The organism is Paenibacillus jilunlii, from assembly GCF_900102965.1.
GTDB lineage: Bacteria > Bacillota > Bacilli > Paenibacillales > Paenibacillaceae > Paenibacillus_AQ > Paenibacillus_AQ jilunlii.
In genome coordinates this window covers 88,447-101,548 of the sequence record NZ_FNGM01000012.1, presented here as the reverse complement: position 1 = coordinate 101,548, position 13,102 = coordinate 88,447, and the positions used below count along the sequence as shown (strand labels likewise).

The 13,102-nt window shown below is 52.6% G+C and carries 7 protein-coding genes; 5 read left to right on the top strand and 2 right to left on the bottom strand.

The window, feature by feature from the left end; translation table 11 throughout:
* Nucleotides 1-108: 108 nt before the first annotated feature.
* The gene (locus tag BLQ82_RS19985) at nt 109-1,065 is read right to left on the bottom strand and encodes a D-2-hydroxyacid dehydrogenase (RefSeq protein WP_062523480.1); all 957 of its coding nucleotides are present in this window, start codon (nt 1,063-1,065) and stop codon (nt 109-111) included.
* Between the two features lie 88 nt (nt 1,066-1,153).
* Between BLQ82_RS19985 and thpR the strand changes: the two genes are divergently transcribed.
* Nucleotides 1,154-1,759 carry an RNA 2',3'-cyclic phosphodiesterase gene (gene thpR, locus BLQ82_RS19980; RefSeq protein WP_062523481.1) on the top strand — a complete coding sequence of 202 codons (606 nt, stop codon included), beginning with the start codon at nt 1,154-1,156 and terminating at the stop codon, nt 1,757-1,759.
* 82 nt (nt 1,760-1,841) lie between these two features.
* A complete protein-coding gene (locus BLQ82_RS19975) occupies nt 1,842-2,735 on the top strand; it encodes a cell wall hydrolase (RefSeq protein ID WP_062523482.1) in 894 nt (297 codons plus the stop codon).
* Nucleotides 2,736-3,075: 340 nt separating this feature from the next.
* Here BLQ82_RS19975 and BLQ82_RS19970 read toward each other — a convergent pair whose 3' ends face one another.
* The gene (locus BLQ82_RS19970) at nt 3,076-4,290 is read right to left on the bottom strand and encodes an MGDG synthase family glycosyltransferase (RefSeq protein ID WP_062523483.1); all 1,215 of its coding nucleotides are present in this window, start codon (nt 4,288-4,290) and stop codon (nt 3,076-3,078) included.
* 262 nt (nt 4,291-4,552) lie between these two features.
* On the opposite strand from BLQ82_RS19970, the gene BLQ82_RS19965 reads away from it, so the two are divergent.
* The 3 genes from BLQ82_RS19965 (at nt 4,553) to gltB (ending at nt 12,761) form a co-directional block, all read left to right on the top strand.
* Nucleotides 4,553-5,128, top strand: coding sequence for a TetR/AcrR family transcriptional regulator (locus BLQ82_RS19965; protein ID WP_062523484.1), 576 nt, complete (start codon nt 4,553-4,555; stop codon nt 5,126-5,128).
* 180 nt (nt 5,129-5,308) lie between these two features.
* On the top strand, nt 5,309-7,663 hold the full coding sequence (locus tag BLQ82_RS19960) for a YhgE/Pip domain-containing protein (RefSeq protein WP_062523485.1): 2,355 nt from the start codon (nt 5,309-5,311) through the stop codon (nt 7,661-7,663).
* A 502-nt stretch (nt 7,664-8,165) separates the two neighbouring features.
* On the top strand, nt 8,166-12,761 hold the full coding sequence (gltB, locus tag BLQ82_RS19955; RefSeq protein WP_062523486.1) for a glutamate synthase large subunit: 4,596 nt from the start codon (nt 8,166-8,168) through the stop codon (nt 12,759-12,761).
* Nucleotides 12,762-13,102: the final 341 nt, after the last annotated feature.

Below are 13,102 nucleotides of genomic sequence, written 5' to 3'. Positions count from 1 at the left end.
GAAACAACGGCAGAAATGCCGTTGCTGAAGCGCCGCCGGCCAGTTTGCCCGGAAACAACGGCAGAAATGCCGTTGCTAGAGCGCACTGGCGGTCAAGTGAACCTCCGCTTAATACTGGCGGCTGTAGTCTACGAGATTACGTGAAGGAGTTCCTGATTTCAAATAGGATTTCATATTTTCTGTAAAAATCTCAACTACCCGGTCGGCATAACGGTCAGTTACCCCGGCACAGTGCGGCGTGATGACGACCTGCTCCATTCCCCACAGCGGATGGTCTTCCGGCAGCGGCTCCGTCTCAAATACATCCAGACCGGCACCGGCCAAATGTCCGCTGTTCAGGGCATCCATCAGAGCTTGGGTATCGGTTGTGGCTCCGCGGCCAATATTGATATAATAGGAGCCCTGCTTACAGGCTGCAAAAATGTCTGCACCAAACATAAGCCGCGTCTCATCGGTAAGCGGTAGAGTGTTGATCAGGAAATCCCCTTGGCTCACAGCATCCTGAAGCCGGTCAGTGGTATAGACCTCATCGAAGCCTTCGACCGGCTTGCCGGAGCGGCTTACTCCGATGGTCGTCATCCGGAAGGCTTTAGCGATTCTGGCCGTTTCGCTGCCGATGGAGCCTGTACCGGCAATGACGGCGGTTTTGCCGGTCAGCTCGCTCTCGCTGCCGTCAGAATGCCATTTGCGGTTCAGCTGGTTGCGCACAGCTGTATGCAGATTCCGGGTGAAGAGCAGCATGAAGCCGAAGATTACCGCTGTAATCGGTTCGGCGTGCACACCGCTGGCGTTGGTTAACAGAATTCCTTTGTTCTCCATGGCTGCCAGAGGAAGCTTCTCAACTCCGGCCGACCAGGTCTGCACCCAGCGCAGCGGAGATTCAGCGCTCAGCAGCGTATCGCTAATCCCCTTGCCCCAGCCGATGACAATTTCGGCTTCGGCGAGCTGTGCAAGGTCAGGCGCCTTGCCGTCACCTAGGATCAGTGTATAGCCTGGAGCGGCGTTACGGATTAAATCCTGCTGCCGGTGTGATAGTTTCTGCAAACAAACGATGGATTTCGTCAATAGGATTCCCTCCGTATATTATTTAATAGAGCTGGCTGATTCTGTATAGAATAAGGATAACAAATCTGCCCTGAAAGGTGAAATTGAAATGGAACGTAAGGTATCTGAAGCCGAAAGGGAGCGGCTGTTCATTGCGCTAAAGCTTCCTTCTGCACTGTGTGAAAAACTGGAAAAAGAAAGCGGAGTTTTGTCAAGCAAACTGAATTTTGCCAAATGGACACATTCTGAGGATTATCACATTACCCTGCAGTTTCTCGGAGATACGCCGAAACGGTCAATTCCCGGCCTGCTTGAAGCCCTAAGAGAGATTCCCGCAGCTTGCTCCCCTTTTCAACTGCAACTTTCGGAGTGGGGGACTTTTGGGCGCCCGGAGTCGCCAAAGGTGCTCTGGGCGGGGGTTTCGGGTGAAACGGATAAGCTAAAGGATCTTCAAAAACGTGTGATTTTCGTTACCCGTCCTCTTGGTTTCATACCCGAAGCGAGAGAGTATAAACCTCATCTCACCTTGGCCCGCAAGTATCGGGATGAGCAGCCTTTCAGTCTGGAAAAGCTTGCTTTATTACGCGTTGAGGAGGCCTCGGGAGAGGAGGAATCTGACATCGCGGACTGGACGGTGGACGGTTTTGTGGTGTATGCTACCAGGATGCATGCCATTCCTATGTATGAAATGATCGAAAAATTTACATTTTTCTGATAGAAAATCGGCAAGAAAGTTTTCAAAGCTTCCATTTTCGGTTACATACAATAGGAGTGTGCCGTAAAATAGGAGGTAAATAATGGTAATTTTTAAACAAAACCGCTGTATTGCGCTGCTTGTTGGCGTTATTCTAGTGTGTTTCTCTGCGATAAGCCTGATGGGCCTTGAAGGTTCTGCCAAGGGCAAAGATACAGTACAAATGAATCAGCTGCAGTCGAATGCTCACACATCTGACCGGACAAGCTCCAGTCAAGCCTCAACCGCTCTGCTGAGGACCAAGAGTTCCTCAGGACCCATGCTCTACACCACAGCCGCCTATCTGGTCCAAACCCAGAAGATCAGGCAAACCGCAGAATGGGGCAGTCTGGATATACTGAAGCCGCAAGGCGCAGCCGCCAAGACTGATATTCTCCGGCAAAAGGCAGTTGTGGTGAAGTCAACTCCGCCCGTGGCACAGCAATTGGCCAAGACGGCGGCGGCTAAGGGGAGCCAGACCGTAATTACGAAAAAAACGGCAATTCAGCAACATCCCCCCACACAATTGTTCTTCTCTCGGACAAAGCTATTAAGCCAGGATCAGCGGGATCAAGCGACCTGGACCTACGCAGTATCCGAAGGAGACCTGCTACTGCTGCAAAAAATCGTTATGGCAGAAGCAGAAGGCGAACCGTACCAGGGCAAAGTGGCAGTCGCCAACGTTGTTCTGAACCGGCTGCGGTCAGCCAATTTTCCCGACACCATACATGATGTAATCTATCAGAAGAGTCAGTTCAGTCCTGTGGCCAACGGGCGTCTTAAGCGTGTGAAGCCAAACGCAGACTCTATTAAAGCCGTAACCGCGGCACTCTCCGGAACCAAAGCGGTAACGGACGATACGTATTTCTTCCTGTCGCTGAAGCTTGCCCAGGACCTCACGGTACATCATTCCAGACAATATGCCAAAACGATCGGCAATCATACTTTTTATAAATAAATGGACTATATGAGTTGAATTGGAGAACCTGAAAGCTTGGGGAACGTGAGTGAGGGGCATCAGGAACGAAAGCTAGCTGCTCCATAAGTCGAATGAGCCCGATTAGTGATACATTTTCCCGCTAGGGATGACTAGCCCTGATCATAAAAATTTATTAGTTCAATTTAAATACTATGGAGGATTCTGTAAAAGTTTCTGCCAAGCTCGGCTGAACCTGTGTATGAAGCGGGCGCATAGAAATAGGCGTAGTTAAGCCGCCTGTCTTACAAACCAAAAACGGTACTGGCCTGTCATGGCCGGTACCGTTTTAATTTTGAATTCTCCTAAAGCTATCCTTCGCTTAAGGAGTAAGATATACCGCTTCTTCATTCCGCGGCTGGGCTGCGGCAGCTGCGGCTACAGCCCCCCGTGAGCCGCGGGGCTCCGGAGACATTCCGGCTGCCGGGCTGCCCAGCAGCTGCAGTACAGTGGATGCGCAGTGGTTTGGCTGCTGGCGTTCCGGGGCGATCCGGCGTCTGCGCAGCTCCTCTAGGCCTGCGTATTCTCGCAGCAGCAGTGAGAACCATTTGTCCACTACATTCGAATCCAGCTCTTCAGCCAGGCCCAGTTCTACGAAGTATTGGCAATTCTTCTCCTCCTGGCCGGGAATGGCGCTGTAAAAGAGCATCGGAATGCCCTTGGCCTGGCCTTCCGTACAAGTCATCCCGCCAGGTTTGGTAATCAGCAGATCGGAGGCGTCCATCAGCTTGTTAATCTCGCTGGTGTACCCCAGAATCTTTACGTTGGGATGGTTCAGGAGCGGATTGGCCCGCATTTTGGCTACGAGCTTTTCGTTGCTGCCCATGCAGAAGACCAGTTGAATATCATCCATCCGCGCGGTGAGCGAGTCCATAACTTCCTTCCCGAACATGAGCCCCCAGCCGCCGCCCATAATCAGTACGGTGGGGATATCGGCCAGTCCCAGTTCCTTGCGGAGCAGTGTTTTGTTCGAACGCTCCCAGAATTTCGGATGCAGGGGGATTCCGGTAACCGCTACTTTTTCTGGGGACACGCCCCGGCCGGTGAGAATCGACTTGACCCGGGAAGTGGGTACCAGGTAGCGGTTCGCTTCATCATTAATCCAGCTTCCGTGTGCGTCATAATCTGTAATCAGCGTATACAGAGGCACATCCAGCCCCTGCCGTTTCAACCGGGAGATGACCGCAGCTGGAAGCGGGTGCGTACAAATAATCAGATCGGGCTTAAGCTGCTCAATGACCTGTGAAGCATGTGTATAAAAAACCCGGTGAAGCGCCAGCTTGGTCAACCGGTTCAGAGATTTATGATATTGGGTCTTATACATCATGCCGACCAGCTTCGGCTGGCTGCTGACTGTTTTACGGTAAGCTGAAAGAATCCAGGGCGCGACCGTAGGATTAAGGAATTTGCCAAGCTCAATCACCCTGCACTGCACATCCGGGCTAAGCCGCTTTATTCCTTCGGCCAGAGCATAGGCTGCCCCTGTATGGCCCGTACCGAAGCCTTCCGAAAACAGCAGTACTCTTTTCTTTCGCATAAGTTCACCTGCTACTTTCTTTCATGGGTAGGATAAATCTTCTCTTACATTATACTAGGAAAATTGCCTCTTATCTCACATTATACAAATAAGACGTAAATAGAAAGTTAAAACCCTGCAAAAATAAAAAAATAAAGATTGCATTCAAGTATTGCAAACGCGGAGGCAAAGTGATAAAGTGGGTGTTGACCGATTGACCGAAATGGTAAAACAGTCATAATTCAATGACTGCAAAAAAATCAGAAAGAGAGGAAGTGCGCAGGTGGCTGTGGTAGATCGAAGGCAGCAGGTGCTCCAGGCAGCGACCAAGTCTTTTTCATTATTTGGCTACAAAGCGACTACAATGGACCAGGTCGCAAAGATCGCCAATGTCGGCAAAGGAACCATCTACACCTTTTTTACGAACAAGGAACAGTTGTTTGATGAGATTCTTCGTGAGGTCATAATGGATATGAAGTTGATTGCTGAGCGGGAAATCAAGCGGGAACGGTCTTTTTTTGACAATCTGCACCATGTTCTGGATGCCCTGCTGGAATTCCGCAGTGAACATGAGTTGTTCATCAAACTGTCCCAGGAAAGCCGTGATTTCGGAACTCCACAGGCTAATGAAGGACTCGATAAGATTGAGAACGTCGTATTGGAATACTTGGAGCGGGAGGTGGAGCATGCCATAACCCAGGGGGAAGTCAAACCCTGTGAACCCAAGATTGTATCGCTGGTGATGTTCAGATTGTATATTGTGCTTACAGCTGAACTGAGCAATGTACATGTCCCCTTAACGAAGGAGCAGATCAAATCCTATTTTCATCTGTTTCTGGCAGAGGGGCTTGCAGAGTAGCTCCATAACTTATGAAATGGGCAGCTTCAACCGACTCCGGCAGGAGTTTTTATTTGCTCTCAGTTGACCAATTGGGTAAAACAGTCATTCGGTGTTACTGCAAGTTTTCAAAAGTACCGCATTCTTAAAGCAGTTTATAGCATTTTAAAGAGAGCATATGATCAGAAGGAGAGAACCAGAATGAAATCTTTATCCGTATTTGCCAAGGACCTGGGCGCAGCGCTTAAGAAACCCAAGGTGCTGATTCCTATGTTTGTCGTCCTGTTCATTCCGGTGCTATACAGCGGATTGTTCCTGAAGGCATTCTGGGATCCGTACGGCAAAATGAATGAGCTGCCTGTCGCTGTAGTTAATGAAGATAAAGGTGCCAACTATGAAGGCACAAAGCTTGCAGCCGGGAATGACCTGGTGACAGAGCTTAAGAAGACCGACGGTTTCAAATGGAATTTTGTAACCCGGGCTCAGGCAGAGGCCGGCTTAAAGGATAACACCTACTATATGGCTATCGTGGTTCCGGAAGATTTCTCCGCAAATGCCACCACTTTGCTGGAAGCAGACCCGCAGCCAGCCAAAATTATTTATGAGCCAAATGAAGGCTACAACTTCCTGGCCGGTCAAATCGGTGGTACGGCTGTAAAAGATATCAAGACCAAAGTATCAGCCAAAATTACAGAGGCTTATACCACTTCTGTTTTTGACAAAATCAAAGATATCGGAAGCGGTCTTGGCGAAGCGGGAGACGGTGCCACGAAGATTGCGGACGGCGCCTCCAAACTGGATGACGGTGCGCTCAAGCTGAAAGATAATCTGCTTGTGCTGACCGAAGGTACCGGCAAGCTGCTGAATGGCGCAGCCCCGCTTACAAAGGGTGTAGCGGATCTGAACACCGGCGCTGCCGCATTGCATACAGGCAGCAGCACGCTTGCAGGCGGGCTACAGCAGCTGTCCGCAGCGCATAAGCAGCTCCAGGACGGCGTATCCCAGACGGCTGCAGGCAGTAAACAGCTGAATGCCGGCTTACAGAAGACGGCAGCCGGAGCAGCCGCGCTGCAGGCAGGCACGAAGTCTGCGGTGGATGGAACGGCCAAGCTTCAAGCCGGTACCCAGAGCGTTGTTGACGGCAGCGCGAAGCTTGCCGCTGGACTTACCTCTTCCGTGGACGGCAGCGCGAAGCTTGCCGCCGGACTTCAGGCTGCGAAGGATGGCAGCGCGAAGACCAGCGCAGGCGCAAAAGCGGTAGCGGCTGGTCTGCAGCAGCTGGCCAAATCGAATCCGCAGCTGGCGGCAAGCCCGGATGTGCAGAAGCTGCTGGCAGCAAGCACCGCAGTTGCCCAAGGCACTGCACAGCTGGATCAGAGCCAGCAGCAGCTTCTTGAGGGCGCAACTGCGCTGCACAGCGGCCAGGAGCAGCTGGTGCAAGGGGCGAACCAGCTGCACACCGGTTCGCAGCAGCTGGATGCCGGTGTCACCCAGCTGCATGACGGCGCACAGCAGCTGAATGCCGGCAGCACACAGCTGCTGGACGGACAGAAGCAGCTCCTGGCCGGAGCCGGAGCGCTGGAAACTGGCGGCAGCAAGCTGGCCGCAGGCATGAAGCAGTTCGGTGCGAAGCTGAACGAAGCTGCAGCAGGCGGCGCCAAACTGGCCGACGGCAGCAAAACGCTGGAAGCCGGAACAACGAAGCTGCTGGCCGGAGCCGGACAGCTGAGCAGCGGCCTCAGCTCTGTAGCAGACGGCTCGAAGAAGCTCAGCGATGGAGCCGGACAGCTTAAGGATGGGCTGGATGACCTCAAGAGCGGCTCCGGCGAGCTGGCAACGAAGCTCGGTGATGCCGCAGCACAGACCAGCTCAGTGAACTCAAGCGATAAGCTTGTATCCATGTTCGCCCAGCCGGTACAGATTGATGAGCAAAAAGTGAGTGCGGTGCCGAACTACGGCACAGGCTTTGCCCCTTACTTCCTGTCTCTAGGTTTGTTCGTTGGTGCATTGATCTGCACCCTGGTAATTCCGATGCGCGACTCTGAGGTTATCGGCGCCAGCCGGTTCAACCGTTTCATCAGCCGCACGCTTACCTTCTCGATGATGAGTGTGCTCCAGTCCTTGATGGCTGCCATTATTGTTCTGTATGGACTGGGCCTGAATGTACAGAATGTCCCGCTGTTCTATGCCTTTACCTTCATTACAAGCATCGCCTTTATGTGGATGATCCAAGCCATTGTTACCTGGATGGATCAGCCTGGACGGTTCGTTGTCATTGTTATACTGATCTTCCAGTTGACCACAAGCGCAGGAACCTTCCCGCTTGAGCTGATTCCGTCCTGGATGAAATTCTTCAACCCGCTGCTGCCTATGACCTATAGTGTCAAAGGCTTCAAGGCTGTAATTTCCACCGGTGACTTCAGCGCAATGTGGAGCGACGCCGGCCTGCTGGCCATTTACGGAGTCGTATTCCTCGCCTTTACCTTCACCTACTTCATGACCCGTGACCGGGATAGTGAAGTCTCCGTGAAGAATGAACAGATACTGACTGTATAACAGCAAGCTGTTTACAGGAAAAACAAACAAAGAGCGCTCCCTTCCGGGGCGCTCTTTTGTTATGCAGACTCTACTAATAGAAGTGTTTTTCTTAAAATATAATTTATATGCTTCGTGCAAAGAAATTATCCTCATCTTTCGCGCAGAAACGGCTCCGCCGTCCTTTTAAGAGAAGACGGAGCCGTTTCTGCTTATTCAGGGAGCAAAATAGGCTAAAAAGTGCCATGAATGTGTCAGGAAAATGAATGCAGCGTTTTCATTGAATAAGTTCTTATTCGTTATTGATGCATATTTATGCATAACTAAGATTTTTTACGCTTTTATTCACTAAAGCTGTACCGCAAAAGCATTTGTTAATCAAGCTCATAAAAAAGTTTAAATTGCGCTCATGTCAGGTCGATGATAAAATAATATAACCAATCTGTCTTGAATATTTATTAAGAATTTCCTCTGAAAATTTTTCCTGAAATCCGTCTACTTTATAATAGAAAGGTTGCGTACAATGAGACACACTGAACTGCCCGCCAAACAAGGCCTGTACGATCCCCAATTCGAAAAGGATGCCTGTGGAATGGGGTTTGTCGCCCATATCAAAGGCAAGCCGTCCCATGATATTGTAAGTAACGCTTTGACCATGCTCTTCAACATGGAGCATCGGGGGGGCCAGGGAGCAGAACCAAACTCGGGTGACGGAGCCGGCATTATGCTGCAAATTCCGCACCGTTTCTTTGCCGGGGAAGCCAGCAAGCTTGGCTTTGAACTGCCTGAGCAGGGGCATTATGGCGTGGGGATGATCTTTTTGTCTCACAACGAGGAGATCCGGGCCCGCCATGAAGCGCTTCTCAGCGGGATTATCGCTGAGGAAGGCCAGCAGGTGCTCGGCTACCGCGATGTACCTACCTTTGACGAGATGCTGGGCAAGACAGCTAAGGCGGCCAAGCCCTATGTGCGCCAGGTATTTATCGGACGTTCCGAAGGCATTAAGGATGATCTGGCGTTTGAACGGAAGCTGTATGTCATCCGCAAACGTGCTGAGCTCTCCATCCGCTACGGCGGAGCAGAAGAGAGTGAGTCCTTCTATGTACCTAGCATGTCCTGTCGAAAGATTGTATACAAAGGTATGCTGACTACTGCACAGGTAGGTCAGTTCTATCTGGATCTGCAGGATGAGACGCTGGAATCGGCGATTGCGCTCGTTCACTCCCGGTTCAGCACCAATACGTTCCCAAGCTGGGAACGTGCGCATCCTTACCGTTTCATGATTCACAACGGTGAAATCAATACCCTGCGGGGCAACGTGAACTGGATGCATGCGCGCCAGTCGCTGTTCAAGAGTGAAGTGTTCGGGGAAGACCTGGGCAAGATCAAGCCGGTAGTGAATCCTGACGGCTCCGATACAGCCATGTTCGACAACACATTCGAGTTCCTGTACCTCAGCGGACGTTCTCTGCCGCATGTGGCTATGATGATGGTTCCTGAGCCTTGGAGCAACCATGACAGCATGGACGAGAAGAAGAAGGCATTCTATGAATACCACAGCACGCTGATGGAGCCGTGGGATGGACCAGCCGCAATGGGCTTTACCGATGGCGTTCAGATCGGTGCGATCCTTGACCGCAACGGCTTGCGTCCGGCGCGTTATTATGTAACCAAAGATGATCTGATTATTCTGTCCTCGGAAGCAGGCGTGCTTGATATCCCTGCTGAGGATGTACTATACAAAGACCGTTTGAGACCAGGACGCATGCTGCTGGTAGATACGAAGGAAGGCCGGATCATTTCCGACGAAGAGGTCAAGGCCGCCATCGCTTCCGAGCAGCCGTACCGCCAGTGGCTGGATGAGCACCTGATCAGCCTCGACGAGCTTCCTGATGCGCCGGAGCTGCCGAATCCGAAGCATGACAATGTGCAGCAGCTGCAGCAGTCCTTCGGATACACCTTTGAAGATTTGCGTAAGGTTCTGGAGCCTATGGCTTCCACCGGTGCTGAGGCTGTCGGCTCCATGGGCTATGATGCCCCGCTGGCTGTACTGTCGGACCGTCCGCAGCGTCTCTATAACTATTTTAAACAAATGTTCGCCCAGGTAACCAATCCGCCGATTGATGCGATTCGTGAAGAGCTTGTTACCTCCACTGCGACAACCATCGGACCTGAGCGCAATCTGCTCAAGCCGGAACCGGAAAGCTGCCGGCAGATTTCACTGGATTCACCTATCCTGTCCAATGAGGACTTCGCGAAGATCCGCCATGTCCGCCGTGCAGGGTTCAAGTCGATGTCGATTCCGATTCTGTTCCCGGCAGAGCTTGGAGCGGAGGGGCTGCGCATCGCTCTGGAGCGGATGAATGAGGCTGCTGACCGCGTTATGGCCAAAGGACATAACATTCTGATTCTGTCCGACCGCGGCGTAGACCGTGAGAATGCTGCTATTCCCGCACTGCTGGCTGTTTCCAGCCTGCATCACCACCTGATCCGCTCGGGAACACGCACCAAGGTCAGCATTCTGCTGGAGTCCGGTGAACCGCGTGAAGTGCATCATTATGCGCTGCTGCTTGGCTATGGGGTGAGTGCGGTTAACCCGTATCTCGCTTTCGAGAGTCTCGACGATATGATTGGCCAAGGCCTGCTGCGCGGAATCTCGCATGAGAAGGCTGTGAAGAATTATATTAAAGCTGCGACGAAGAGCGTAGTAAAAATACTGTCCAAAATGGGCATCTCGACGATTCAATCCTACCGTGGCGCACAGATTTTCGAAGCTGTAGGCCTGAATGCGGAATTCGTGGACCGTTACTTTACCTGGACACCTTCCCGCATTGGCGGCATCGGCCTGGAAGAAGTGGCAGCTGAATCGCTTGCGCATCATTACCGCGCCTTCACAGACAAGGACGGCAATGACAAGGTGCTCGATTCCGGCGGTGAATACCAGTGGCGCAGCGACGGGGAAGAGCATCTGTTCAACCCGCAGACCATTCATCTGCTGCAGCACTCCGTGCGGAGCGGCGATTACGGGCTGTACAAGAAGTACGCTGCACTGGTGCAGGGCGAAAGCGAGAAGCATCAGACCCTGCGTTCCATGCTCCAGTTCAAGCCGGTGAATGCACCGGTTCCGCTGGATGAGGTTGAATCTGCAGAATCGATCATGAAACGGTTCAAGACCGGCGCTATGTCCTTCGGCTCGATCAGCAAGGAAGCGCATGAGACGCTGGCCATTGCTATGAACCGCATCGGGGGCAAGAGCAATACCGGTGAGGGCGGAGAAGATCCGGCCCGCTTTACTCCGGACAGCAACGGCGATTCGCGCCGCAGTGCGATCAAGCAGGTGGCATCGGGACGGTTCGGGGTGACCTCGAATTATCTGGTAAACGCCGACGAGATTCAAATCAAGATGGCGCAGGGCGCGAAGCCGGGTGAAGGCGGACAGCTTCCGGGCCGCAAGGTATATCCTTGGGTAGCCGAAGTGCGCGGCTCCACAGCGGGTGTAGGTCTGATCTCCCCGCCGCCGCATCACGATATCTACTCCATTGAGGATCTGGCTGAGCTGATCTACGATCTGAAGAATGCCAATCCCCGTGCGAACATTAATGTTAAGCTCGTGTCTGAGGTCGGTGTCGGAACGATCGCTGCCGGGGTAGCCAAAGGCCGTGCCGATATTATCCTGATCAGCGGCTACGATGGCGGTACCGGCGCGTCGCCGATGAACTCCATCCGCCATGCCGGTCTGCCTTGGGAGCTGGGTCTGGCCGAAACCCATCAGACACTGATGCTGAACAATCTGCGCGACCGTGTTGTACTGGAAACAGACGGCAAGATGCTCAGCGGACGCGACCTTGCTGTCGCTGTGCTGCTGGGTGCTGAAGAATATGGATTTGCCACTGCACCGCTTGTAGCTGTGGGCTGTATCATGATGCGGGTATGTCAAATGGATACCTGTCCGGTTGGCGTAGCCACACAGAATCCGGAGCTTCGCAAAAACTTCACCGGTGATCCGCAGCATGTCGTGAACTTCATGACCTTTGTGGCACAGGATCTCCGTGAGATTATGGCGGAACTTGGTTTCCGCACCATCGAAGAAATGGTGGGCCGCACCGATTGCCTGGATGCAGTGAAAGCCTCCAGCCATTGGAAGAAGAAAGGTGTCGATCTGAGCAGCCTGCTGCACACCCCGGCTATGCCGGAAGGAAGCACGCGCTTCAACAGTAAGCGCCAGAATCACGGCCTCGAAGAAACACTGGATGTATCGAAGCTTCTGGACCTGGCGGCACCGGCTCTGGAATCCGGCACTGTGGTTGAAGCTTCGCTGCCGATCACGAACGTCAACCGTGCGGTTGGTACGATTCTGGGCAGTGAGCTGACACGCAAATACGGTGCTGCCGGCCTCCCGGATGATACAATCCGCCTGCATTTCACCGGTTCGGCGGGGCAGAGTCTGGGCGCATTTGTGCCCAAGGGAATCACCATCACCGTTGAGGGCGACTCCAATGACTATGTCGGCAAAGGGCTTTCCGGCGGAAAGCTGATCATTAAGCCATCCGCCCAGGCGACTTTTGCTGCTGAGGACAATATCATCATCGGGAACACGGCGCTGTACGGGGCTACCAGTGGTGAGGCTTATATCAGCGGCATTGCCGGGGAACGGTTCGCCGTCCGCAACTCCGGAGCAAACGTGGTTGTTGAAGGTGTAGGCGACCATGGCTGTGAATATATGACCGGCGGCCGTGTGGTTGTGCTTGGCGCGACCGGACGCAACTTTGCGGCAGGCATGTCGGGCGGTATCGCCTACGTGTATGATCCGGATAATACGTTCATCAAGCGCTGCAACCTGGAAATGGTGCTACTGGAGCGCGTGGAGGAGCCGGAGGAAGTTGCCGAGCTTCAGGGCCTGATTACGCGTCATACCGGGCTTACCGGCAGCAATGCCGGACAACGCATCCTCGATGCATGGGATGAGGTTCTGCCGAAATTCGTCCGTGTTATTCCGAAGGATTACAAACGGATGATGGAGCAGATCCGCAAGGTGGAACAGACCGGCTTGACCGGCGAAGCCGCCCTGATGGCTGCGTTCGAAGCGAATATGCGCGAGCTTGCCCGTGTTGGCGGCTAACCGCCCCGTAATGTAAATAGCTATCTTGGCTGGCTGATCTAATTAACGTCTGCCAGTTACTGATCTGAATATCTTTACAGCTGTTTCTAGCTTCATCGTTTTACAATCAACCCAGGGACAACATTCCCTCCTTAACCGGAGGGAGGTTGTCCCTTTTACTATTGCTGCACTTTTTTCCGGTTTTCAGGAAAAAGGGAAGTTGTGGTAGAATAAAAAAAGTGAACTGAAGATTTTTGGTACTTAGAGAGGTGTAAGTAATGGAGGGGAAGTTTGGAACTGGAGGAGCGATAGCGACCGCCTTTGTCTCCGGATGTTATCCGCTAACAGCGATATAATCAAAA